Below are 22,025 nucleotides of genomic sequence, written 5' to 3' on the forward strand. Positions count from 1 at the left end.
TGGTATTCAGCACCATGATGAAACTGAACATGCTGTTGGGCTTGGCGGCGGCGCTGGTGATGCCGGCGCTGGGGCAGGAGGTGGCGAAGGTGTTGGCGACCGGCGCCGGCCTGCCGGATTTCTCGCTGCCGGGGACGGACGGGAAGACTTACTCGCCGGCGGATTTCAAGGGCTCCAAGGTGTTGTGCGTGATTTTCACCTGCAACCATTGCCCGGACTCGGTGGCGGCGGGCTCGCGGATGGAGCAGGTCTATCAGGATTACAAGAGCAAGAACGTGGCGCTGGTGGCGGTGAATGGAAACAATCCGGCCAGCCTCACGCCCGACGAGCTCGGCTACTCGCCCTTCGGCGACTCGCAGGAGGAAATGGCTCCCTTCGCCAAGGACTTCGGTTGGACTTTTCCCTATCTCTATGATGGCGCGAAGCAGGAATTCACCACCGCCTGCGGCGCGCAATCCACGCCGCACGTGTTCGTTTTCGATGCGGAGCGCAAGCTGCGCTACAGCGGCCGGATGGACGACGGCGGGCGGAATTCCGGCCCGGTGCCCAAGAGCTACCTGCGCGACGCGCTCGACGCGGTGCTCGCCGGAACCGCAGTCAAAGAGCCCGTCACCCGCTCGTTCGGCTGCTCGACGAAGTGGCTTTTCAAAACCAGCAATGCCGCGGCCGACCAGGCGGCGTGGGAAAAGAGGCCCGTCACCGTGGCGGATCTGGACGAGGAAATTTCCAAGAAGCTCCGCGCCAACGGCTCGAAGAACCTTCGCCTCATCAATTTCTGGTCCACCAGTTGCGGGCCCTGCGTGAAGGAGTTCCCGGGGCTGGTAGATACCGGCCGGCGTTTTCAAAACCGGTCGGTCGAGTTCATTTCCATCAGCCTCGATCCGGTCGCGCTGCGGCCCGCGGTTCTCAAGTTCCTGGAATCCCGCCACGCCGCCGCCCCCGGCTCGACCGCGAAATCCCTCGGCGAGCAGGGGCTCGCCTCCAACAACTATCACTGGACCGGCGGAAATCCGGACGCCATGGCCCAGGCGATCGATCCCGACTGGACCGGTGCCCTGCCGCACAGCGTGCTCGTCGCGCCCGGCGGCAAGATCCTCTGGCGTCACAGCGGCGAGATCGACATCGTCGAGGTGCGCCGGCAGATTCTCAAGGGGCTGCAATGAACCACCGCCTGACGGACTAACCGAGATCATGCAAATCAAACGCCGCCCGTTTTTGAAAACCGCCATCGGAGCCTCGCTCGCCACACTCGCCGCCAGCGCCCAGGACGCGCCGCCACCCGGGAAAAAACTCGGCTGGGCGCTCGTCGGGCTCGGCGCGCTCAGCACGAACCAGATCGCCCCGGCCCTGTTGAAGACGCAGCACGCCAAGCTCGTTGCCGTGGTCACCGGCACGCCGGAAAAGGGCGGGAAATGGCGCGAACAATACCGCCTCGCCGAGGACAAGGTTTATTCCTACGAGAACTTTGACAAGATCATCAATGACCCGTCGATCGACGTGGTTTACATCGTGCTGCCCAACAGCATGCACCACGAGTTCACGCTGCGCGCCGCCAAGGCGGGCAAGCACGTTTTCTGTGAGAAGCCGATGGCGAACAGCGCCAAGGACTGCCGGGAAATGATCGCCGCCTGCGAGGCCGCGAACCGCCAGCTCGGGATCGGCTACCGCTGCCAGTTCGAGCCGCACCACCGGGAGGCGATCCGCTTCGCCCGCGAGCAGGTTTTCGGTCCGCTCCAGCACGTGGACGCCGGGTTTGGCTTTGCCGTCGGCGACCCGAAGCAATGGCGTCTGCGCAAGAATCTGGCAGGCGGCGGCGCGCTGATGGACGTGGGCGTTTACGCGCTCCAGGCCTGCCGCTACCTGGCGGGCGAGGAGCCGCTGGAGGTGGTGGCGCTTGAAACCAAAACCGACCCGGTCAAGTTCGCCGAGGTGGATGAAACCATCGCCTGGACGATGAAATTCCCCTCCGGCCTCACGGCGAACTGCCTGACGACCTATCATTTCAGCGGCCGCGAGGATTTCACCGCCTACGGCACCAAAGGCCGGTTCGGGATGAAGCCCTGCTATGGCTACAAGGGGCTGGCCGGCTGGACTTCCAACCCGCAAATTCCGCTCGCCTTCCCGCAGACCGACCACTTCGCCGCGGAGATCGACGCGTTCTCGCAGGCGATCCTCCAAGGCAAGCCGTTCGAGCCGTCGGGCGAGGAAGGCTTGCGCGACTTGCGGGTGATCGAAGCGATTTACCGCTCCGTCGCGAGCGGGAAAAAGGAGATCGTTTAGATCGCGAAAACCCGCAAGATGCCCATTCGTCCTCTTTCTGAAACCAAACCGAACCACGCCATCAGTAACAACCCCGTAAGATTATGGCCTCGCCTCCAAACCGACCTCTAACACCATCCGGTCGAGGGCTGTCTCTCCAGCGGCGCCACACTCCCTCCGGTCCCGGGAAGGGCACCAATTGGATTCCCTGAAATTGCTAGGCATCGTATTGGTGGCGGCTGTCTCGGTGGTCGTTTGGAGATTGCAGTATCAGGCAAATTGGCAACGGACCGACGACAAGATCATGGCCCTGCTCGAATCCGCAGAGCAACGGATCCAAGCGAATCGTGAGGATGAAGCGGAAGCCGTCGCGAAACAAGGCCTCGGATTGCTTCCCGGGGATGCCCGCTGCCAGAAGATGATTGAGCGCATCAACGCGAAGCGCCAAATAACCCATCAGAGAAAAACCGATGCCTCGAACGCAGCGCTGGCACAGGCGGAACAACTTGCGGAAAACGAGATCACCTCGCGATCGACGCTCTTGAAAAGATGGTTGCGGATGACTCGCTGACTCCAGAAGGCCGTAAAACCGCACAAGCGCGCATCGTGTCGTTTCAAAGCGGTGTCTGCGGTCTTCGCCTGCCCAAGGATTGGCCTGATGATGCTGTTTTAACCCTCGACGGCAAAACCCAGCGGGTCGTGAACGGACTCGTGGAAGGCACCGTGCCCGGCAAACACGAACTCAATATCACTCGTTATGGTTTCAGCACCCCGCCTCCCTTGGAGTTGGACTTTCGCGGTTTGAATCCACTGCCCCTTCCCGGTTTCGGATGGAAGGTCCGGGGAGCCAAGGTCTTCGTCAAGAGCGTCCCCTCGGGAGCCGCGGTCTGGTGGCAGGGCAAGGATACCGGAAAAACCACCCCTTTCACTGACCGCCACCCTGAAGCGTTGAGCGGGACTTCGGCCCGTATTCCGGAATCAGCCGCCGCCACGATGGCGGCTCACACTTTCATCAGGTCCGCTTCCTTCGCCACGGCGAGGTCTTCGATCTTCTTGGTGAACTTGTTGGTGAGGTCCTGAACTTCCTTTTCGAAGGTCTTCTGACCGTCTTCGGTGATCACGTTGTCCGCCTTCATCTTCTTTGCGGCGTCCATGCCGTCCTTGCGGGCGGCGCGGAGGCGGACCTTGGCTTCTTCCGCGAGCTGCTTGATCATTTTGACCATGTCTTTCCGGCGCTCTTCGGAAAGCTCGGGGATGGGCACGCGGATCGAGCGGTCGGCGGCGGCGGGGTTGAGGCCCAGCTTGCACTCGCGGATGGCGCGCTCGATGTCGCGGGTGGTCGCCGGATCGAAGGGCTGCACCATCAGCATCCGCGGCTCGGGTGAGCTGATGACGGCGATGCTCTTGAGCTTCGAGACGGCGCCGTAGGCTTGGACGTGCACGTCGAGGTTCTCGATCAAGGCAGGGCTGGCCTTGCCGGTGCGCACGCCGGCGAACTCGTGGATGAGGTAATCGACGCACTTGGTCATCGCGTCCTCGACATCGAAAATAGCTTCTTCAGGGTCCATGATAGATTGGGGGTTGAAATTTCAGATTCATTCGCCGTGCACGAGCGTGCCGATCGGCAGGCCGCGGAGGGCGTGGGAAAGATTGCCGTGGGGAGCCAGATCAAATACAATGATCGGCACGTCGTTGTCCATGCAAAGACTGAAGGCGGTGGCGTCCATCACGTTGAGGCGCTGGGAGAGGCAGTTCTGGAAGGTCACCGTTTCGTAGCGCACGGCGTCCGGATTGTGGCGCGGGTCGGAGTCATAAACGCCGTCCACCTGCGTCGCCTTGAGGATCACGTCGGCACCCATCTCGCTGGCGCGCAGGGCGGCGGTGGTGTCGGTGGAGAAAAACGGATTGCCGGTGCCGGCGGCGAAAATAACTACTTTGCCCTCGTCGAGTTGCTTCTCGGCTTTGCGGCGGATGAAGGTTTCCGCGACGTTTTTCATCTCGATGGCGGATTGCACCACGCAGGAGACGCCGTGGTGTTCGAGCGCGCCTTCGAGGGCGAGCGCGTTCATGACGGTGGCGAGCATGCCGACGTAATCGGCGGTCGCGCGGTCCATCCCGCGGGCGGAGGCACTCGCGCCGCGCCAGAAATTCCCGCCGCCGACGACGATGCCGAGCTGGAGTCCGCCCTCCACCGCCTCGCGGATTTCCAAGGCGATGCGGTCCACGATTTCCGGCGAAATATTGTCGCGGGAGCCCGGTCCGCGGAGGGCTTCACCGCTGAGTTTGAGGATGGCGCGTTTGAAAGGACGGGGATCGGTTGGGGCGTTGCTCATGCGTGATTGGGGCTGCCGGATCAAAGCGGAATCCCACCCCCGTTGGAAAGGGAAAACACGGAATCAATTCGCCGCCGCCTCCGCGCCGATCACGAACTTGGTGCCGAGGTCGCGCAGGCTGGCCTTGGCCTCGTCGGTGCCGTCGATGATCACGCTCACCTGCAAGGGTTGGGTTTGCGGGCGTTGGTATTCATCCAGGGTTTTCCGCAGCGCGATGATCGCGAGATTGAGGATCTGGCGGGTCGTTAGGTCGACGTCCGCGGGGATGGCCAGTTGGGCGACATCGAGCCTCACGACCAGGACGCCCTCCGTCATTTCCCCGCTGATGCCGACGTTGCAGAGCACCAGCAAATTGGCTTCCTGGACCTTGTAGTTCGGGTTGTTCGTCGGGATCAGGTGCGGGCTGCGGATGGCGTCCACCAGCACCTCGGGAAACGCGCCGGTGAGCGCCATCGGGCGTGGCATCACGGAGGCTTGCAGCGCCGCGCCGATTTCGGAAATCGCCTCGTCGCCATCGGTGCCGTGCAGGCTGAGAGGTTCGAAGATCGGCACCACCATGATGGTTGAGGCGAAAGCGGGCAGCGTGAAGGTGGCGAGGAAAAGCGAGGCGAGCAGGATTCTCATGGGCGGAGTATATCGCGAGGTCACGAGAATTGCGAGATGGAAGAACAGGCAGGAATGCCTGGATCACCGCCGTGCTTGCCAAGCGCGCGGTTCTCGGCTTGTGATGGGCCATGGACTACTTGGCGCGTGCCCGCTGCGTGATTGAAACCGAAATCGACGGCCTTCGCCGGATGTCGGTCCGATTGGATCAAGGCTTGATCGACGCCGTCAAAATCCTCCAGCACACGCTCGAGCAGCGGGGGAAGATCGTCGTCGTCGGCGTCGGGAAATCCGGTAACATCGGGCATAAAATCGCGGCGACGCTCAATTCCACGGGTGCCACCGCAGTGGTGCTGGATTCGCAAAACGCCCTCCACGGCGACCTCGGCCTGCTTTCCGACGGCGATGCCGTTCTCGCTCTGTCCTACTCGGGAGAAACCCGCGAGCTGATGGACCTGCTGCCCTTCATCAAGCGCTTCGACGTCAAGCTCGTCGCGCTCACCGGCAATTCCGCCTCCACGCTCTCGCGCTTCAGCGAGGTGACGCTCGACACCTCGGTCGAGCGGGAAGCCTGCCCGCTCAATTTAGCACCGACTTCCTCGTCCACCGCGATGCTGGTGATGGGCGACGCGCTTGCCATGGTGTTGCTGGAATCCCGCGGATTCACCGAGGAGGACTTCGCCCGTTTCCATCCCGGCGGATCGCTCGGGAAGGCCTTGCTCACGCGGGTTTCGGACATCATGCGCGCGGATGCGGCGCTGCCGACGGTGGCGGAAGACGGCGATGTTTTCGCCGCACTCGATTCGATGAACCGCGCCCGTGCCGGTGCCTGCCTGATTCTCGACGCGGACGGCGGGTTGGCCGGGATCTTCACCCACGGCGACTTCGCGCGGAGTTTCCGCAACGATCCTCTTCTGGGAGAAAAAGCCGTGGCCGGGCTCATGACGCGCCGGCCGATCACGGTCCGGGCGGACGCGCTCGCCGTGGAGGTTCTCAGGACGATCGGTGAAAACCGGATCGATGACATCGTCGTGCTGGATGCGGACGGGAAGCCGGTGGGTTTGATCGATACGCAGGATTTGGCGCGGCTGAAGATTGTTTGATCGGAAAAGAATGGGACTGATAGGGCCTATGGGTCCTATGCGTCTCAATTCCTGGACACAAAAAAACCGCACCCGGTAAGGAGTGCGGTTTTTGAGAAATTCGGAAAGATTAACGCTTGGAGAACTGGAAGCGCGCGCGGGCGCCCGGTTGACCTGGCTTTTTCCGTTCCTTCATCCGTGGGTCACGGGTGAGGAAGCCGAGCGGCTTGATGACCTTGCGGTTTTCAGGGTCCACGAGGGTCAGCGAGCGGGAAACCGCGTGGCGGATCGCGATCGCCTGGGACTGCTTGCCGCCGCCTTTGACCACCACGTTGAGGTCAAACTTGTTGGAGAGCGAGAGGGCCAGGAATGGCGCGAGCACGGCGTTTTGAAGCTCGATGGTCGGAAGATATTCTTCGAAGCTGCGGGCGTTGATGATGATCTGGCCGGTGCCTTCGGTCATCCAGACGCGGGCGACGGCGGTTTTGCGGCGGCCGGTGGCGCTTTGAGTAGTGGTGGCGGTCATTTTAGGAGAAAATTTGGATTATTTGACGGCGTGGGCGACGGGCGCTTGGGCTTCGTGCGGGTGGGTTTCACCGGCATACACCTTGAGCTTGCCGAACTGGGCGCGACCGAGGCGGGTCTTCGGGATCATGCCCCAGACCGCGCGCTCGACGAGCAGGATCGGACGACGCTCGCGGACGATGCGCGGAGTTTCGACCTTCTGGCCGCCGACATAGCCGGAGAAACGGGTGTAGATCTTGGAGGTCTCCTTGGTGCCGGTGAGGACAACCTGGTCGGCATTGATGACGACGACGAAATCGCCGGTGTCAACGTGGGAGGTGAAAATTGGCTTGTGCTTGCCACGGAGGAGGCGCGCGGCCTCGACAGCGACTTGGCCGAGGATCTTGCCCTTGGCGTCGATCACATACCACTTGCGCTCGACTTCATGCGGCTTGGCGGAAAACGTATTCATGTGCTTGTATAAAAATGGCCTCGGACACGTGGCGTGCGCGAAGGGGGTGGCAAACTAGGGAGCGGGTTTCTGGGTGTCAACCGGGAAATCTCGGGAATTTTGCGGAAATAAATTCACTCCGGCGCATCCGTTGGCCGACTCGGTGGCGCGTTGATCGGGCGGGGCAGGGGACCGGTGCCAGCGTCGCCGATGGCCGGCTGCGTGCGGATGGCGGCCGCGATCCCGGAGGCGAGTTTCTGGCGATAAGCGGCACCGCCGATCTGGCGGCTCTCGGCGGCGTTGCTCAGGTAGCCGCCTTCCAACAGGACGCAGGGGATTTCCGGATTGCGGGTGAGGCGAATGCGGCGGCAGACCGGGCCGCGGTTGCCGCTTTCGGCGGGAGACATCTGGCACATCGCTTGTTGCAGGCGTGTGGCGAGGCCGTGGCTGTCCACCCGGCAGTAGTAGGTTTCCGGGCCGCGGCAGTTGGACGGACCGCTGTTATAATGCATGCTGATCATGCACGGCGTTGGGAAACCGGTCCGCCCGGAGCACGCGCTCGTCGAGGTCGACAAAGCTGTCGTCGGAGCGCATGAGAATGATTTTGAAATCGTGGATCAACTCGTTGCGGAGGCGCATGGCGGTGTCCAGCGCGAGGTCTTTTTCCCGCTGGCCGGTGTGGGGGCTGGTCGCGCCGTTGTCCTTGCCGCCGTGGCCGGCGTCGATGATCACGGTCTTGAATCCTTTCGGTCCCGGGCGGTGGTCATCCAAAGGCAGATGGTTTGGGCTCCGTCGGCGTCTTGAGCGTCACGCGCGCCGCGTCCGGCTCAGGCCGTCGGCGCATCCGGGGATGGCTCTTCTGCGGAGGCGGACTCGGAGGCGTCCCCGTCGCGCTCCGGAGCGTGAGCGGCGGCTTCCAGCTTGTGTTTGCGCTTCTCTTCCTTTTTCGCCTTTTTCTCTAACTCCCGGCGGCGCTTCTCGAATGCGTAGTTTGGTGTGGCCATATTGGCGGGCATTCTGCCACCGGGCTGTCCCGCAGGCGAGAACTGAATTCGACGATTTGATTTTTTTCGGCGAAATCATTTGGGAGGGGCGGGAAGACGCTTTGAAATCCGGCCGGACCCACTCTGGAAGGAATTTGCAAAACGGCCGGAACGCGCCTAGGGTGCCAGGCTATGAGTGCTATCAAACCGGTCAGTCCCGCTTCCGCCGATCCCCGCTCGCCGATGGCTCCGCCGTATGTGGATGAGGATCCCGAACTCGCGATGCTCCAGGAAGGCTTGGACACGGCGGAGAACGAAATCCGCGACGCCGTGGCCGAGGCCTACGAGGCGCGGGCCCGCCTCAGCGACGATCCGCAGGCGGCGCTTGACGACATCGACTACACGGAGGCGGAAGAGCCGTCCGTGACGCCCGAGCTCGCCGCGCTGCACGAGGAGTTTGTCTCGAAGGCCGAGGAGGACGCTGTCCGAAAGCGGCTGCGGGGTGGGGCGTGAGCCGGCGCCGCGTCCGGTCCGGACGCAAAAATGCGGAGGCAGGTCCCGGTCTCGCGGAATGGATTCCGCGTTGCCTTGAGCTGCCTCCGCGCCTGTGGGGGGCGGGGGGCGGGGGGCGGGGGGAAGTGGGGGTTAGATGAACTCGTTGAGGAGTCCTTCGAGCATTTCCTGGCGGCCGCTGGCGACCATTGGCTCGGGATTGGCGAGCGCGTATTTCTCCAGATCGGCGAGGGTGGTCTTGCCGGCTTCCGCGTCGGCTCCGATGCCGCTGTCGAAGGTGTTATAACGCTCCTTGATGAAGCCATCGAGACGGCCGTCGGCACGCACGGCGGCGGCGGTCTTGAGGCCGCGGGCGAAGGCGTCCATGCCGACGATGTGGGCGTGGACGAGATCGACGGGCTCCCACGATTCGCGGCGGCGCTTGGCGTCGAAGTTGAGTCCGCCGGTGGTGAATCCGCCCATTTTCATGAGGACGAGCATCGTGTGGGTGGTCAGATAGAGATCGGTCGGGAACTGGTCGGTGTCCCAGCCGACGTTGGGCGTGCCCATGTTCGCGTCGATGCTGCCGAGCGCGCCGGCTTCGTAGGCGACGGTGAGCTCGTGCTCCATCGTGTGGCCGGCGAGGGTAGCGTGGTTGGTTTCGATGTTGAGTTTGAAGTGCTCCAACAAGTCATACTCGCGGAGGAAATTGAGGCACGCGGCGGAGTCCGAGTCGTATTGGTGGGTGGTCGGCTCCTGCGGTTTGGGCTCGATGTAGAACTGGCCGGTGAAGCCGATTTCCTTTTTGTAATCCACGGCCATGTGGAGGAAGCGGGCGAGGTGGTCGAGCTCGCGCTTCATGTTGGTGTTGAGCAGGGTGGTGTAGCCCTCGCGGCCACCCCAGAAGGTGTAGCCCTCGCCGCCAAGGCGGTGGGTGACTTCCATGGCTTTCTTCACTTGGGCGGCGGCGTAGGCATAAACCTGGGCGTTCGGGCTGGTGGCGGCGCCTTGCTGATAGCGCGGGTGGACGAACAGGCAGGCGGTGCCCCAGAGGAGCTTTTTGCCGGAGCGTTTTTGTTCTTCTTCAAGCACGTCGGCGACGGCGTCGAGCGCCTTGTTGGAGGCCGCGAGATTGCCCAGTTCCGGGGCCACGTCGCGGTCGTGGAAGCAGTAGTAATCGAGGCCGACTTTTTCCATGAAGTCGAAGAACACGCGGGCGCGGTTCTGGGCGTTGGCGACGGAATTGCTGCCGTCATCCCACGGGTGGGCGGCGGTGCCTGCGCCGAACGGATCGGCCCCGGTGCCGCGCATCGTGTGCCAATAGGCACAGCCGAAGCGGAACCACTCGGCCATGGTCTTGCCCTCGACGACTTGGGAGGCGTTGTAGTGTTTGAAAGAGAGCGGGTTTTTCGAGCCGGGGCCTTCGTAGGTGACGGCGTCGCAGGGAAACTGAGTCATGTCTGTCGGTAGTGTGGGGTTGTTTTGAGTGATGGCGCGTCGGGCGACATCGCGAGGAAGCTACTGGAAATTGCGCTGGCCTTGCTACCGCAAATTCCGGTAGCTTCTTGATGAAATGCGACATTTACCCCCTGAAAAATCCAAGCGGATCGCAGTGGTCCAGTCGCCGGTGAACGTTCGGCGGCTCACTCCGGGCTTCGCGCCGTTTGCCGGGATGGGCTACGATTTCTGGATCATCGACATCTATCGACAGCCGGACTTGCTGCTGGCAAACCTGCGGGAATGGCGGCCGAGCGCGATCGTGACGGAGTGGTTGCCGGGCGTGACGGAAGCGCTGGCGGAGTTGGGATGTCCGGTGGTGATCGTGCCGTCGGACGAGCCGGTAGCGGGAGTTTTCAGGGTGGATGTGGACGATGTGGCGATCGGTCGGCTGGCGGCGGAGCATCTGGTGGCGCGGGGCTACAAGAATTTCGCTTTCGTCGGGCGGGGGGATGCGCATTACGCCAAGCAGCGGCTGGAGGGCTTCCGGGCGATGGTCGGCGAGGTGTCGGTTTTCTGGGAGGAATTCCGGGATCGGCGGCAGTATGATGAATACTGGCGGGATCCGGACGAGGACATGGTCGGCTGGCTGTCAGGACTGGCGATGCCGGTGGGAATTTTCACCGCGCATGATCCGACCGGTCGGCACGTCTTGGAGGCGGCGGCGCAGGCGGGACTGGAAGTGCCATTCGGCGTGGGGGTGATTTCCGCCAATGATGATGAAACCGTCTGTGAAATGGCGCGGCCGGCGCTGTCGAGCATCCGCCTGCCGTGGCGGCGGCTGGCGGCGGAGGCCGTGCAAATGATCGAAGCGATCTGGGCGGGAAAGCCGCCGGTTTCGCCGGTTCTGGTGCCGCCCTTGGAAATCGTCGCCCGCGGATCGAGCTCGTATGAGGCGGTGGGCGATCCGGTGGTGCGGCGGGCGATGCAGTCTCTCGTCGAGCAGATTTCCACGATCACTTCGGTGGAGGAATGGGCGGCCCGGATCGGGGTGTCGCGGCGGGTGTTGGAACGGCGCTTCCAAAATTCGCTCGGCCGTTCTCCGCACGCGATGATCCAGCACGAGCGGGTGGAGCGGGCGAAATCGCTGCTGACCACCACGGATCTCGCGGTGGGGCTCATCGCCGAGCGCTGCGGCTTTCAGAGCAACGAGCGGCTGACGGTGAATTTCCGCGAATCCGTCGGCGTGCCACCCGCCACCTACCGCCGCGACTCGCGGGCGAAGTCCGGTTAGTCAATCACGGGAATGTGACGAAATCGTCAGCTGTTTTTGAAGTTTTCGACAAGACACTTGGCACGGAGGGTGCTGGGTCTGCGGTGTCGCAAGACAAAGCGGTTCGATTCAGATTCTCACGGGTTAATGGGTTTTCCCAGGGGATGAAAGGTCGGGCCACTTTTCAAAATTGTCGCAAGGCAAGGCGGCTCGACTGAGATGCTTCAAGGTTAATGGGTTTTCCTTGGGGATGATCAGTCGGACCGCTTCTTTTTTGGGCGGGCGGCTGAGGCAGCCGGAACCCGTTATTTCAGCAACGCCCAGATCGGCTGCGGCCAGAAGCCGAGCACGAGGGTGGCGATGGTGAGCACGGCGATGCAGAGCTTGCTGATGCAAGGGAGGACGATGGCTTTGGTATCGGCAGGGTCGCTCCACCACATGGCGCGGATGACCTTGAAGTAGTAGTAGAACCCGGCGGCCGCGGCGATGAATGCGATGCCGACGCCGACCCAGAGCTTGGCTTCGACGGCGAGCGAGAAGACGAGGAACTTGCCGAGGAATCCGGCGGTCAGCGGGACACCGGCAAGGGCGGCGAGCAGGACGGTTAGGGCGAGGGCGAGCTGCGGGTTGGTTTTTCCGAGGCCGTTGAAATCGCTGATCATCTCACCGTCGCGCTGGATGCGGACTTGGGCGAGCACGAAGAAGACGCCGAGGGTCATGAGCAGATAGGTGGCGAGGTAGAAGGAGACGACTTCTGTGGAGCTTTGGGAGGTGGTGGATCCTCCGGACCACGCGGCGAGCGCGAGGATGAGGAATCCGGCGTGGGCAATGGAGGAATAGGCGAGCAGGCGCTTGAAGTTGGTCTGCGGGATGGCGGCGAGATTTCCGAACAGCAGCGTGGCGCAGGCGAGGATGACCAGCAGTGTGAGCACCGGGCCGCGGGTGAGATCGCTGGCGAGGAAGGGTTCGAGGAAACGGATGGTGAGGATGAAGCCGGCGGCTTTCGAGCCGACGGAGAGGAACGCGGTGACGGGCGTAGGTGCGCCCTGATAGACGTCGGGAATCCAGATCTGCATCGGCACGGCGCCGATCTTGAAACCGAGGCCGACCATGACGAGGGCGATGCCGAAAAGTAACGGGGTGGCGTTGGTGAGGTGGGTCAGGCGCTCAGGCATTTCCGCGAGGCTCATGGTGCCGGTGGTGCCGTAAACCCAGGCGATGCCGTAAACGAGGAAGCCGGTGCTTAGCGCGCCGAGGATGAGGTATTTCACCCCGGCTTCGAGCGAGCCGACGTTGCGGCGCATGTAGGCGACCAGGATGTAGAAGGTGACGGTGACGAGTTCGAGGGCGACGAAGGCACCGGCGAGGTCCTTGGCGGAGGCGAGCCACATCATGCCGGCGCAGGCGAAGACCGGGAGGCAGTAGAATTCACCGGTGCCGGATTCGGAGTCGGGGGATTCGGTGAAACGGGAGAGGATTTTCCGGTAATCGACGGCGAGCAGCAGGACGAGGATGGTGGTGACGAGGGCGAAGATCTTATAGAATTTCGCGAGGCCGTCGAAGTTGTAGAAGTTCCACAGCGGCCACTTGGCCCAGTCGGCGTCGGGTTTCGCGTCCGGTCCGATGGCGAGGCAGGTGAGCCCGAGGATGACCACCAGGCCGACGGCGGCGGAGAGGCCGACCCAGGCTTTGCTTTTGCACGAGCAAAAGGTCTCGGCCATGAGCAGGACGATGCCGAGGGTGACGACGAGGGCTTCTAGGTAATAAGCGGGCATGGGAAGAGAAGAATAGGTCTTATAGGTCCTATGGGACTTATTTCAGAAGGTTGAGCAGAAGGTTCGGATAGATGCCGACGGCGAAGAGCGCGAGAACCAGCAGCGTGGCAGGGATGCGGTCCGCCAGAGTGAGGTCGGCGGCGGATTCGGTGGCTTTCACGGCCGGGCCTTGGAAAATATTCCGGTAGGCGCGGAGCATGTAAACGGCGGAGATGACCACGCCCCAGATCGAGAAGATGCAGGCGATCTGGACGGGACCGAGGCCGGCGGTGCCGTTGTAGCTCTTGAAGGCGGCGAGGAAGACGAGGATTTCTCCGGAGAAATTGGCGAGGCCGGGGAGTCCGATAGAGGCCATGGCGGCGATGCCGAAGAGGAAGGCGAGCTTGGGCGCGGATTTGGCGAGGCCGCCGAGGTCCTGGAGGTCGAGTGAGCCGGTGTTGCGCTCGATGCGGTCGGCGAGGCCGAAGAGCAGGGCGATGGAAATGCCGTGGGCGAACATCAGGACGATGGCGGCGGAACGGGCAAGCGGGTTTTCCGGGAAGGCGATGAGCGCGGCGATGGCTAGGAAGATATACCCCATGTGCATCACCGAGGAGTTGCCGAGCATCAGGTCGAGGCGCTTCTGGGAAATCGTGACCCAACCGACCCACAGGATGTTGCCGAGCAGCAGGACGAGCAGGGGCGTGAGCCAGAATTGCAGGCCCTCGGGCACGAGCGGGATGGCGAGGCGCAGCAGGCCGTAGAGGCCGAATTTTTTCAGGACGCCGGCATGCAGCATGGCGACCGGAGCGGGCGCGCTGGCGTAGGCCGGAGCGGCCCACGAGTGGAAAGGGAAGAGCGAAACCAACGTGCCGAAGCCGACAATGAGCAGCGCGGCGATGCCCTTCTGCGAGGCGGGATCGATCATTGGCTTACCGCCCAGCGAAGCCCATGCTAGAATCCGGTGCATGTCGTAAGAGCCGGCGAGATTGGCGAGCCAGACGAGGCCTGCCAGCAGGATGATGGAGCCGAGACCAAGGTAGATGGTGATTTTCCAAGCCGCAGCGCGACGGTCGCCGCGGCCCAGGATGCCGATCATCAGGAAAGTGGGGATGAGGGCGAGTTCGTGGAACGCGAAGAAGAAGAACAGGTCGGTCGCGGCGAAGGCACCGAGCGCACCACCGGAGATGAGCAGCGATGAGCCGTAGTAGAGTTTTTCCCTGCCTTCAGGAGCCTTGCCGGAGAGCACGGCGGCGAGGGTGACGATCACGGAAAGCAGCACCATGATGACGCTCATGCCGTCGATGAAGCCGAAGGCGAGGTTGAGCGCGGGCTTTTCAAGAACGGGCACGGAGAAGGACCAGAGTCCGGTGCTATGCCATGTGCATGTCGCGATGAGACCGAGCACGAGATTGATTCCGGAGGCGGCGATGGCGGTGAGCCGGGCCGGCGCGCCGAAGAGGATCGCGATGAACGCGGCGATCGGGAGAAAGACGAGGAGTGCGAGCATGGGGAAGACTGGTTAGTTTGCCTTTTTCCGGGTGGTTCGGAGTTTGCGGGCGGGTTGTGGATTCGGAATGGTGTGAAAGCCCATCTCACGGGCGGGCTGGGTGGCGGGCGTCATCAACTGGCGGATCGCGTCGAAAACGATGCGAAACTGACCATCGTATTTTTTCTCAATGCTCTCTAGTTTTCGGGCCAAGTCGGCATTGGAGGCAAGTAACTCACGAAGACGGACGAAAGCCCTCATGATGGCGATGTTGACCTGCACGGCACGATCGCTACGCAGGACGCTAGAAAGCATTGCCACGCCCTGCTCGGTAAAAGCCATGGGAGATGCTCCTCCCAGTTTGCCAAGTCCTGGTATCACATTCTGTGATACCAGCTCGGTGATTTCACCATGGGTGAGCTCGAACATGAAGTCGGCCGGGAACCGGTCGGGATTGCGGCGGACAGCTTGTTTCAGCGCACGGGTCTCGACTTGGTATAGCTCGGCCAGCTGAAAATCGAGCATGACTCTCTGTCCCCGAAACAGCAGGATGCGCTGTTCGACTTGGATTGAGAGTTTGGGCGAGTGCATGAAAGAAAGGATTGCCGAATTTCAGGGATTAAGGGAATACCGTGAAATAAACGACGAGGATGATGCCAAGCCCGAAGGCGAAGGCGTAGCCCTGGAGGCTGCCGGACTGGACTTTGCGGAAGATATTGCCGAAGGATTCGGCGGCACGGCTGAGACCGCCGACGATGAGGCCGTTGATGATGAACTCGTCGAAGAAGGCGACGATGGCGGCGAAGGCGTCCTGGAAATAACGGACGAGGAAGTTGTCATAGATGCCGTCGATGTAGAAACGGTTTTGGAGGAGCGGGATTGAGACGGGGTCCTTTTCCTTGCCGGCGTAGAGCACGAATCCGGCGATCACCCCGGTGAGAAGCGCACCGATGGAGACGTAGGTGACGAAGCCGAGGTGGATGAGATGCTCCGGCTGGTGATAGGCCGGGGCGAACTTGCTCGCGACGAACGGGAACCCTGCGATGACACCGAGGATGGCGAGAAGCACGAGCGGACCGGACATCAGCGGGCCGACTTCATGGGCGTGCGAGGCGTTTTCGGAACGGTTCTTCCCGAGGAACGCGACGACGTAAAGGCGGGTCATGTAAAACGGCGTGAGCACCGCGACGGCTGCGGCGATCCAGAAGAGGATGGGTTCCTTTTCATGGGCGGCTTCGAGGATCTGCTCCTTGGAAAAGAATCCGGAGGTAAACGGCACTGCGATGAGCGCGGCAAATCCGATGAGGAAGGTGAATCCGGTGACCGGCATTTTCTTGAGCAGGCCGCCCATTTTCCAGATGTCCTGCTCATGATGGCAGGCGAAGATGACCGCGCCGGAACCGAGGAAGAGCAGGGCCTTGAACCAAGCGTGGGTGAAGAGGTGGAACATGCCCGCCTCGCCGGAAACGAGGCCCACGGCCATGACCATGTAGCCGAGCTGGGAGAGGGTGGAGTAGGCGAGCACGCGCTTGATATCGTCCTGTTGGGTGGCCATCAGCGCGGCGACGAGGGCGGTGATGCCGCCGGTCCATGCGATGACGGCGCTGGCTTGCAGGCCTTCGAAGACTTCGAAACCGAGGGTGAATTGCAGGCGGAACAGCATGTAAACCCCGGCGGCGACCATGGTGGCGGCGTGGATCAATGCGGAAACGGGCGTCGGGCCTTCCATCGCGTCCGGCAGCCAGACGTGGAGCGGGAGTTGGGCGGATTTTCCAACAGCACCGCAGAAGATGCAGAGCACAGCGGCGGAGAGCACGCCGCCGAAGATCGCGGGGTTGGCTTTTCCAAAAACTTCGAGACCTTCCTTCATGCCATCGAAAGCAAGGCTGCCGGTGATGCCCCACAGCATGAGGATGCCGACCATGAAGCCGAAGTCACCGATGCGGTTGCAGAGGAACGCTTTCTTCGCGGCGTCCGCGGCGGAATCCTTCTGATACCAGTGGCCGATGAGTAGATAGGAGCTGAGTCCGACCAACTCCCAGAAGATGAAGGTCATGATGAAATTGTCCGCCAGCACGATGCCGGTCATCGAGAACATGAAGAGCGACAATCCGGTGAAGTAACGCGCCTTGGCGGAGTCGTCCTTCATGTAGGCGAGCGAGAAGATATGCACCAGCAGGCCGACGCCGGTGACGACGATCATCATGCCGGTGGAAAGCTGGTCGAGCTTGATGCCAATGTTGATGGAGAAGTCGCCAATCGTCGCCCAGGCGAAGTGGGCGGTTTCATTTTTCCCTAGCAACAGCACCGCGATCACAAAAGTCGCGAGCGCGGAGGCGACCGAGACGATCGGCGCGAGTCCGGATTTTTTCAGGAGAAGTTGGTTCGCTGCCGCGACGGCGAGCGGGAGGAAGAGGAGGATCCAGGCGAGATTCATGAGGTGGGAAGTCAATCAGTGGTTGAGTTCTTCAGCCCTTGAGCGAAGTGAGCTCGTCCGTGTGGATGGTTTGTCGGGCGCGGTAGAGGGCGACGATGATCGCGAGGCCGACGGCGACTTCTGCGGCGGCGACGGTGATGACGAAGAATACGAGCATCTGGCCGTTGTAGTCGGGAAGGCCGTTAGGCTTGACGTGGAAGCGGGAAAACGCGACCAGCGTGAGGTTCGCCGCACTGAGCATGAGCTCGAGACACATGAAGACGATGATGATGTTCCGGCGCAGCACCACGCCCGCGAGGCCGATGGCGAAGAGAAGTCCGGAGACGAGCAGGTAGTCGTTGAGGGTGGCCATGAGAGATGATGTTTAGTCCGCCTGGCGTTTGGAGAGGACGACGACGCCGACGGTGGCGACGAGCAGCAGAACGCCGAGGATCTGGAGTGGGAGATTGTAGTCGGTGAAAAGCGTGTGGCCGATGAGGTGGACGTCGGGGAGTTTTCCCTGGGTGAGCGTGGTGGCGATCTTGCTGGTGGCGGGAAATCCGCTGGCGGCTGCGGCGAGGGTTTCCTTGTCGAGTGTGGGGGCGATCACGTTAGGAGTGCGCGAGAGGATGCCGATGAGTTGCACGGTGAAGGCGGCTACCAGGGCGATGCCAGCGGCGACCGGAACGAGGGACTTGGAGCGCTTTTCCTCATCCTTGAGGTCGAGCAGCATGATGATGAAGAGGAACAATACCATCACCGCGCCGGTGTAGACGAGGATCTGGATGACGCCGACAAAGAAGGCACTGAGGCCAATGAACAATCCAGCGAGACCTACGAAACAGGTGACGACGGAAAGCGCGCTGGAAACCGGATTGCGGAAGGCAATCACCGAGACACCACCGATGAGCATGACGGTGGAGAAGAGCCAGAAGAGATAGGAAGGCATGGGATGATTAGAGAGAAAGTTACTTCAGTTCGTTCCACTTGTTGACGAGGCCGACGCGGGTACCGCCGATTTCGTAGAGGCGCTTTTTGTCGTGGACCATGTCGGCGCGCTTGAGGCCGGTGATGAGGTAGTCCTTGCGCAGATAGATCGCCTGCTCCGGGCAGACTTCCTCGCACATGCCGCAGTAGATGCAGCGGATCATGTCGATTTCGAATTCGAGCGGACGCTTCTCGACTTTGGCCCACGGGTCATCAGACGGAATTTCGGAGGGAATGATCTTGATGGCCTTGGGCGGACAGATGAATTCGCAGAGCTGGCAGGAAACGCAGCGTTCGCGGCCTTGCTCGTCGGTGACGAGGGCGGGCGCGCCGCGGTAGTATTCCGGCAGATGCTCGTCCCAGCGTTGCTCGGGGAACTGCATGGTCACGCCGAGGCCGGAGGACGCGAGTTCGTCGGCTCCGACGGATTTTCCACGCAGCGTTTTCACCGCGTGGGTCATGGTGAGGAAGAAGCCCTTGATGAGTGCTCCGAAGTAGATTTTCTCACCGAAATTGAGTTTTGGGCGCTGGAGTTTGACGACGGCCATGAGAGGAAATTGTGAGAAGTTTTAGTTAGGCGCGAAGGACTTTCGGGGTTTCCTCGGAGACCTTGGCTACCCAGATCACCGCGGCGGTGACGATGACGAGCAGGACGGCGCCAATACCGATGATCGTGCCCTTGAGCTGTGGCGCTGCGACGATGAGGGCGGCGAGGAAGACGTTGATGAGGGCGGCTTCGAAGAACACGACCCAGCCGAGTTTCATGAGCTGGTCATAACGGAACCGCGGCACGGTCCAGCGGACGAGGATGAAGAAGAGGATGAAGCCGATCAGCTTGGTCATGAAACAACCGAGGTGGATGAGTCCGCCGAAGTAGAAGTCGCCGATGTGAAGCTTGGCGACCATGGCGTCGAGGCCGAAGCCGATCGACCAACCGCCGAGGAAGAGGGTGATGATGAGCGCCGAGCCGATGACCATGGCGGCATATTCGCCCATGAAGAACATCGCGAATTTCATCGAGGAATATTCGGTGTGATAGCCGCCGACGAGTTCGGTTTCGCACTCGGGAAGGTCGAAGGGCATGCGGTTGGTTTCCGCGAAGATCGAGATGGTGAAGATGAGGAAGGCGATGGCGGCGGGGAACCAGAAGAGCAGCTTGCTGGTGAGCGTGTGGTCCGCGTCGTGGCCCCAGAGCGGGAGCAGCAGCCAGCCGTGGTCGGCTTGCTGTTGGACGATGGTGCTCAGGTTGAGATCGCCGAAATACATCAGCACCGGGATGATCGAGAGGCCGAGGGCGATTTCGTAGGAAATCATTTGCGCCGTGGAGCGGACGCCGCCGATGAAGGGGAACTTCGAGTTGGAAGACCAGCCGGCGAGGGTGATGCCATAGACGGATAGGGAGGCGACGGAGAAGATGAACAGCGGCCCGATGTCGAGATCCGCGATGACGAGCTTTTCGGTGTGGCCGAAGATACTGATCGGCGAACCGAAGGGGACGACGCAAACGGTGATGAGCGCGGGGACGACGGTGAGCGCCGGTGCCATCCAGTAGAACGCCTTGCGGACGTGGGCGGGAGTGAAGTCTTCTTTTAGAAACAGCTTCAAGCCGTCGGCGATCGGTTGGATCAGTCCGAAAAGGTGGAAGTCTTTTTTAAATCCGAACAAGGTCAGCGGGATGCCGACGCGGTTAGGGCCGACGCGGTCCTGGATGACGGCGGAGAAGCGGCGCTCGAAATAGACGGAAACGGGAACCAGCGGCAGCACCACCATGAAGGTGAGCACGATGATTTTGACAATGATGATGGCAATCTGGAGGAGATCCATGGAGGAGAGGAGTGGGAAAAATTAACCGTTGATGAGTCCGGCGGCTTTGCGGGCGCGCTCGTTTTGGAGGAGGGCGATCTGGTAGCCGGTTTCAGCGATTTGCGTGCCTTGATGGCCGATTTTCGAAAGCGTCAGGCCGTTGAAGGCGGCGACGTTTTCCGCGAGCACTTTGAAGACGTCCTCGATGTGGTGGATCTGGTTCGTGTCGCTGGAGATGGCGAGAAGCAGGTCGCGGAGGATTTCCCAATCGTCGTGCGCCTGGCCTTGCGGTTCGACGGCGCGGTTGAGGCGCTGGAGACGGCCGGCGAGGTTGACCATGGAACCGCGCTTTTCGGCGAAGGCGGCGGAGGGTAGGACGATGTGCGCTTGCTCGGCGGTGGGATTGGCGAGGACGCTGGTTTGGAGGAGGAAATCGAGTTTGCCGAGGTCTTCCGCGGTGAAGCCGGCGTCGGTGATGAGGTCTTCCCCGAGCACGATGAGCGATTTGACCGAGCCGTTGCGGACACCGTCTCGGATGGAGCTGAGATTCCAATAAGGCTCTTCAGCGCCGAGGACGAGCTTGGCACCGGTGGTGTTCGGGTTGCGGTCGGCGGCGATGAGCAGGGCGTCGGCCTCGGCGAAGCGGGGAACGAGCGAGAGCAGGGAAGTGCCGATTTCCGAGGCGAGGGCGCGGGCGAGGAAGAGTTCCTCGTTGGTCATGCGGCCGGAGGCGATGATGGCGGTTTGCGCTGCGGGGATGGATTTGATTCTTGAGGCGGCGGAGGCGATGGCGGCGGGCCAGGCAATGGGTTGAAAACTCGTGGGCGAGACGCCCACGCCCCTTGAAAGCGGCTCGGTGAGGCGGGCCTCGCTGTCGATGTAGTGGAAATTCAGGCGATGGGAATCGGGCATCCAGGCGGAGTTCACCTCGTCGTTCAGGCGCGGGGTGATGCGGTGGATTTTGTTTTCCCGGGTCCAGAGGGTGATGTTGGTGCCGGTGCCGCAATTCACGTCGATGCTCGGGGTTTCCTTGAGGAACCAGACGCGCATTTGGAAGCGGAAGTCGTTGGATGTCAGCGCGCCGACCGGGCAGATGTCGGCGGTGTTGAGCGAGTAGTTCGAGTCGAGCAGGCGGTCCGGGTGGACGGTGAGGGTGGTGTGCGTGCCGCGCTGGGTGAAGCCGAGCACCGGATCGTCGGCGACTTCGTCCATGAAGCGGATGCAGCGGCTGCACATGATGCAGCGCTCGTCGTCGAGGCGGATGCGCGGGCCGATCTCGACGTTTTTCGGCTTTTTCACCTTCATGTCCACGAAGCGCGAGACGCCGCGGCCGTGCTGGACGGACTGTTCCTGGAGGCGGCATTCGCCGGCTTGGTCGCAGATCGGGCAGTCGAGCGGGTGATTGATCAGGAGAAATTCCATGACGCCCTCTCGGCACTTTTCGACGAGTTCGCCGGTGGTGCGGATGCCCATGTTTTCGCTGATGGTGTTGGCGCAGGCGATCACGGGGCGGGGGATCCAGCCGATGATTTCGTAGCCGTTCTCGTCGCGCTGGGGCTCCTGGCCGGGCGCGGGGCGCGGCGGCATGCCCATTTGCACGAGGCACATCCGGCAATTTCCGGGCGAACTGAGCTTCGGGTGGTAGCAATAGTGGGGGACGATGACCTGCGCCTGGCGGCAAGCCTCGATCATCCGTGTGCCCTTGGGGAATTGGTGCCAAACTCCGTCGATCTGGACGTTGACCAGGCCTTTTTCGGCAGCTTGGTCTTTGGGCAGGTTCAATTCCGCTGTCGCCGAAGGTGTGTCGCTCATGGCTAAATAAGAGCGCCGGACGCTTGTGCAAGAAGAGCCCGGCGGTGTTCGCGCGGCAATATGTCCACCCGGGGCGGACCGGGCAAGCGTGCTTTGTGAAAAGTTTCACAAGCGAATTTATGGAGAATTCCAAAGGTTTTGGGATCACTTAGACCCTTTGCCAAAAATTAGTTCCCTTGTTCGGAATGCGTTTTGCAAACGGATCGGATGATTTTCGGTCGATCCATCAAGTGCTGGATCGACTCAACGAGCTTGTCGCTGAGGTCCTTGCTTTGTTTCGTGAAGTAGCCGGCCAGGTAGTGTCCTTTCAGGTGCTGCCAAAGTCGCTCGATCGGGTTGAAGTCGGG

General features: G+C 61.8%; 24 protein-coding genes and 1 pseudogene. 6 read left to right on the forward strand and 19 right to left on the reverse strand.

Features of this window, described 5'->3' with window-relative positions; translation table 11 throughout:
* Positions 1-14: 14 nt before the first annotated feature.
* The 3 genes from AC4DF4_RS05815 (at position 15) to AC4DF4_RS05825 (ending at position 2,830) form a co-directional block, all read left to right on the forward strand.
* Positions 15-1,163 (forward strand): redoxin domain-containing protein, encoded by a 1,149-nt coding sequence (locus tag AC4DF4_RS05815; RefSeq protein WP_490047166.1) that lies wholly within the window; start codon positions 15-17, stop codon positions 1,161-1,163.
* A gap of 28 nt (positions 1,164-1,191) precedes the next feature.
* Positions 1,192-2,280, forward strand: coding sequence for a Gfo/Idh/MocA family protein (locus tag AC4DF4_RS05820; RefSeq protein ID WP_490047167.1), 1,089 nt, complete (start codon positions 1,192-1,194; stop codon positions 2,278-2,280).
* A 178-nt stretch (positions 2,281-2,458) separates the two neighbouring features.
* Entirely contained in the window at positions 2,459-2,830 is a 372-nt protein-coding gene (locus tag AC4DF4_RS05825; protein ID WP_490047168.1) for a hypothetical protein, read from the forward strand.
* Positions 2,831-3,260: 430 nt separating this feature from the next.
* Here AC4DF4_RS05825 and frr read toward each other — a convergent pair whose 3' ends face one another.
* The 3 genes from frr to AC4DF4_RS05840 all read right to left on the reverse strand — a co-directional run bounded on the left by frr (position 3,261) and on the right by AC4DF4_RS05840 (position 5,216).
* Positions 3,261-3,827: a ribosome recycling factor gene (gene frr, locus AC4DF4_RS05830; RefSeq protein ID WP_490047169.1), complete on the reverse strand. Its 567-nt coding sequence runs from the start codon at positions 3,825-3,827 to the stop codon at positions 3,261-3,263.
* Between the two features lie 27 nt (positions 3,828-3,854).
* Positions 3,855-4,592, reverse strand: a complete 738-nt coding sequence (gene pyrH, locus AC4DF4_RS05835; protein ID WP_490047170.1) for a UMP kinase — start codon at positions 4,590-4,592, stop codon at positions 3,855-3,857.
* 63 nt (positions 4,593-4,655) lie between these two features.
* The gene (locus tag AC4DF4_RS05840; protein ID WP_490047171.1) at positions 4,656-5,216 is read right to left on the reverse strand and encodes a hypothetical protein; all 561 of its coding nucleotides are present in this window, start codon (positions 5,214-5,216) and stop codon (positions 4,656-4,658) included.
* A 110-nt stretch (positions 5,217-5,326) separates the two neighbouring features.
* Between AC4DF4_RS05840 and AC4DF4_RS05845 the strand changes: the two genes are divergently transcribed.
* Positions 5,327-6,298, forward strand: coding sequence for a KpsF/GutQ family sugar-phosphate isomerase (locus AC4DF4_RS05845; RefSeq protein WP_490047172.1), 972 nt, complete (start codon positions 5,327-5,329; stop codon positions 6,296-6,298).
* Positions 6,299-6,407: 109 nt separating this feature from the next.
* On the opposite strand, the gene rpsI is transcribed toward AC4DF4_RS05845, so the two are convergent.
* The 5 genes from rpsI to AC4DF4_RS05870 form a co-directional block, all read right to left on the reverse strand.
* Positions 6,408-6,803: a 30S ribosomal protein S9 gene (rpsI, locus tag AC4DF4_RS05850; RefSeq protein WP_490047173.1), complete on the reverse strand. Its 396-nt coding sequence runs from the start codon at positions 6,801-6,803 to the stop codon at positions 6,408-6,410.
* An 18-nt stretch (positions 6,804-6,821) separates the two neighbouring features.
* Positions 6,822-7,253, reverse strand: coding sequence for a 50S ribosomal protein L13 (gene rplM / locus AC4DF4_RS05855; RefSeq protein ID WP_490047174.1), 432 nt, complete (start codon positions 7,251-7,253; stop codon positions 6,822-6,824).
* Positions 7,254-7,366: 113 nt separating this feature from the next.
* Positions 7,367-7,753 (reverse strand): N-acetylmuramoyl-L-alanine amidase, encoded by a 387-nt coding sequence (locus AC4DF4_RS05860; RefSeq protein WP_490047175.1) that lies wholly within the window; start codon positions 7,751-7,753, stop codon positions 7,367-7,369.
* Complete coding sequence (locus AC4DF4_RS05865) at positions 7,734-7,964, reverse strand: N-acetylmuramoyl-L-alanine amidase family protein (protein ID WP_490047176.1); 231 nt, start codon at positions 7,962-7,964, stop codon at positions 7,734-7,736. Before AC4DF4_RS05865 ends, AC4DF4_RS05860 begins: the two co-directional genes overlap by 20 nt.
* Positions 7,965-8,059: 95 nt before the next feature.
* Positions 8,060-8,236 carry a hypothetical protein gene (locus tag AC4DF4_RS05870; protein WP_490047177.1) on the reverse strand — a complete coding sequence of 59 codons (177 nt, stop codon included), beginning with the start codon at positions 8,234-8,236 and terminating at the stop codon, positions 8,060-8,062.
* Positions 8,237-8,407: 171 nt separating this feature from the next.
* On the opposite strand from AC4DF4_RS05870, the gene AC4DF4_RS05875 reads away from it, so the two are divergent.
* Positions 8,408-8,728, forward strand: coding sequence for a hypothetical protein (locus tag AC4DF4_RS05875; protein WP_490047178.1), 321 nt, complete (start codon positions 8,408-8,410; stop codon positions 8,726-8,728).
* A 132-nt stretch (positions 8,729-8,860) separates the two neighbouring features.
* On the opposite strand, the gene xylA is transcribed toward AC4DF4_RS05875, so the two are convergent.
* Entirely contained in the window at positions 8,861-10,165 is a 1,305-nt protein-coding gene (xylA, locus tag AC4DF4_RS05880; protein WP_490047179.1) for a xylose isomerase, read from the reverse strand.
* 115 nt (positions 10,166-10,280) lie between these two features.
* Between xylA and AC4DF4_RS05885 the strand changes: the two genes are divergently transcribed.
* Positions 10,281-11,438: a substrate-binding domain-containing protein gene (locus AC4DF4_RS05885; RefSeq protein ID WP_490047180.1), complete on the forward strand. Its 1,158-nt coding sequence runs from the start codon at positions 10,281-10,283 to the stop codon at positions 11,436-11,438.
* Positions 11,439-11,722: 284 nt separating this feature from the next.
* Here AC4DF4_RS05885 and AC4DF4_RS05890 read toward each other — a convergent pair whose 3' ends face one another.
* From AC4DF4_RS05890 to AC4DF4_RS05935, 10 genes and pseudogenes are all read right to left on the reverse strand, one after another.
* Positions 11,723-13,192 (reverse strand): NADH-quinone oxidoreductase subunit N, encoded by a 1,470-nt coding sequence (locus tag AC4DF4_RS05890; RefSeq protein ID WP_490047181.1) that lies wholly within the window; start codon positions 13,190-13,192, stop codon positions 11,723-11,725.
* Between the two features lie 37 nt (positions 13,193-13,229).
* Entirely contained in the window at positions 13,230-14,681 is a 1,452-nt protein-coding gene (locus AC4DF4_RS05895) for a complex I subunit 4 family protein (protein ID WP_490047182.1), read from the reverse strand.
* A gap of 12 nt (positions 14,682-14,693) precedes the next feature.
* Complete coding sequence (locus tag AC4DF4_RS05900) at positions 14,694-15,251, reverse strand: ORF6N domain-containing protein (protein ID WP_490047183.1); 558 nt, start codon at positions 15,249-15,251, stop codon at positions 14,694-14,696.
* A 28-nt stretch (positions 15,252-15,279) separates the two neighbouring features.
* Positions 15,280-17,097 (reverse strand): NADH-quinone oxidoreductase subunit L, encoded by a 1,818-nt coding sequence (gene nuoL / locus AC4DF4_RS05905; protein WP_490047184.1) that lies wholly within the window; start codon positions 17,095-17,097, stop codon positions 15,280-15,282.
* Positions 17,098-17,128: 31 nt separating this feature from the next.
* The gene (gene nuoK / locus AC4DF4_RS05910; RefSeq protein ID WP_490047185.1) at positions 17,129-17,449 is read right to left on the reverse strand and encodes an NADH-quinone oxidoreductase subunit NuoK; all 321 of its coding nucleotides are present in this window, start codon (positions 17,447-17,449) and stop codon (positions 17,129-17,131) included.
* A 12-nt stretch (positions 17,450-17,461) separates the two neighbouring features.
* Positions 17,462-18,025: an NADH-quinone oxidoreductase subunit J family protein gene (locus tag AC4DF4_RS05915; protein ID WP_490047186.1), complete on the reverse strand. Its 564-nt coding sequence runs from the start codon at positions 18,023-18,025 to the stop codon at positions 17,462-17,464.
* Between the two features lie 19 nt (positions 18,026-18,044).
* Entirely contained in the window at positions 18,045-18,611 is a 567-nt protein-coding gene (locus tag AC4DF4_RS05920) for a 4Fe-4S dicluster domain-containing protein (protein ID WP_490047187.1), read from the reverse strand.
* A gap of 25 nt (positions 18,612-18,636) precedes the next feature.
* Complete coding sequence (locus AC4DF4_RS05925) at positions 18,637-19,887, reverse strand: complex I subunit 1/NuoH family protein (protein ID WP_490047188.1); 1,251 nt, start codon at positions 19,885-19,887, stop codon at positions 18,637-18,639.
* A 21-nt stretch (positions 19,888-19,908) separates the two neighbouring features.
* The gene (locus tag AC4DF4_RS05930) at positions 19,909-21,678 is read right to left on the reverse strand and encodes an NADH-quinone oxidoreductase subunit G (protein WP_490047189.1); all 1,770 of its coding nucleotides are present in this window, start codon (positions 21,676-21,678) and stop codon (positions 19,909-19,911) included.
* A 167-nt stretch (positions 21,679-21,845) separates the two neighbouring features.
* A pseudogene (locus tag AC4DF4_RS05935) lies at positions 21,846-22,025 on the reverse strand (hypothetical protein); the annotation flags it as partial.

This window comes from Luteolibacter sp. (assembly GCF_058122085.1).

Bases quoted from the DNA above. Each gene is read 5' to 3' on its own strand.
- AC4DF4_RS05815 (WP_490047166.1), top strand. From the start codon at position 15: ATGATGAAACTGAACATGCTGTTGGGCTTGGCGGCGGCGCTGGTGATG.
- AC4DF4_RS05820 (WP_490047167.1), top strand. From the start codon at position 1,192: ATGCAAATCAAACGCCGCCCGTTTTTGAAAACCGCCATCGGAGCCTCG.
- frr (WP_490047169.1), bottom strand. From the start codon at position 3,827: ATGGACCCTGAAGAAGCTATTTTCGATGTCGAGGACGCGATGACCAAG.
- pyrH (WP_490047170.1), bottom strand. From the start codon at position 4,592: ATGAGCAACGCCCCAACCGATCCCCGTCCTTTCAAACGCGCCATCCTC.
- AC4DF4_RS05840 (WP_490047171.1), bottom strand. From the start codon at position 5,216: ATGAGAATCCTGCTCGCCTCGCTTTTCCTCGCCACCTTCACGCTGCCC.
- AC4DF4_RS05845 (WP_490047172.1), top strand. From the start codon at position 5,327: ATGGACTACTTGGCGCGTGCCCGCTGCGTGATTGAAACCGAAATCGAC.
- rpsI (WP_490047173.1), bottom strand. From the start codon at position 6,803: ATGACCGCCACCACTACTCAAAGCGCCACCGGCCGCCGCAAAACCGCC.
- rplM (WP_490047174.1), bottom strand. From the start codon at position 7,253: ATGAATACGTTTTCCGCCAAGCCGCATGAAGTCGAGCGCAAGTGGTAT.
- AC4DF4_RS05860 (WP_490047175.1), bottom strand. From the start codon at position 7,753: ATGATCAGCATGCATTATAACAGCGGTCCGTCCAACTGCCGCGGCCCG.
- AC4DF4_RS05870 (WP_490047177.1), bottom strand. From the start codon at position 8,236: ATGGCCACACCAAACTACGCATTCGAGAAGCGCCGCCGGGAGTTAGAG.
- AC4DF4_RS05875 (WP_490047178.1), top strand. From the start codon at position 8,408: ATGAGTGCTATCAAACCGGTCAGTCCCGCTTCCGCCGATCCCCGCTCG.
- xylA (WP_490047179.1), bottom strand. From the start codon at position 10,165: ATGACTCAGTTTCCCTGCGACGCCGTCACCTACGAAGGCCCCGGCTCG.
- AC4DF4_RS05885 (WP_490047180.1), top strand. From the start codon at position 10,281: ATGCGACATTTACCCCCTGAAAAATCCAAGCGGATCGCAGTGGTCCAG.
- AC4DF4_RS05890 (WP_490047181.1), bottom strand. From the start codon at position 13,192: ATGCCCGCTTATTACCTAGAAGCCCTCGTCGTCACCCTCGGCATCGTC.
- AC4DF4_RS05895 (WP_490047182.1), bottom strand. From the start codon at position 14,681: ATGCTCGCACTCCTCGTCTTTCTCCCGATCGCCGCGTTCATCGCGATC.
- AC4DF4_RS05900 (WP_490047183.1), bottom strand. From the start codon at position 15,251: ATGCACTCGCCCAAACTCTCAATCCAAGTCGAACAGCGCATCCTGCTG.
- nuoL (WP_490047184.1), bottom strand. From the start codon at position 17,097: ATGAATCTCGCCTGGATCCTCCTCTTCCTCCCGCTCGCCGTCGCGGCA.
- nuoK (WP_490047185.1), bottom strand. From the start codon at position 17,449: ATGGCCACCCTCAACGACTACCTGCTCGTCTCCGGACTTCTCTTCGCC.
- AC4DF4_RS05915 (WP_490047186.1), bottom strand. From the start codon at position 18,025: ATGCCTTCCTATCTCTTCTGGCTCTTCTCCACCGTCATGCTCATCGGT.
- AC4DF4_RS05920 (WP_490047187.1), bottom strand. From the start codon at position 18,611: ATGGCCGTCGTCAAACTCCAGCGCCCAAAACTCAATTTCGGTGAGAAA.
- AC4DF4_RS05925 (WP_490047188.1), bottom strand. From the start codon at position 19,887: ATGGATCTCCTCCAGATTGCCATCATCATTGTCAAAATCATCGTGCTC.
- AC4DF4_RS05930 (WP_490047189.1), bottom strand. From the start codon at position 21,678: ATGAGCGACACACCTTCGGCGACAGCGGAATTGAACCTGCCCAAAGAC.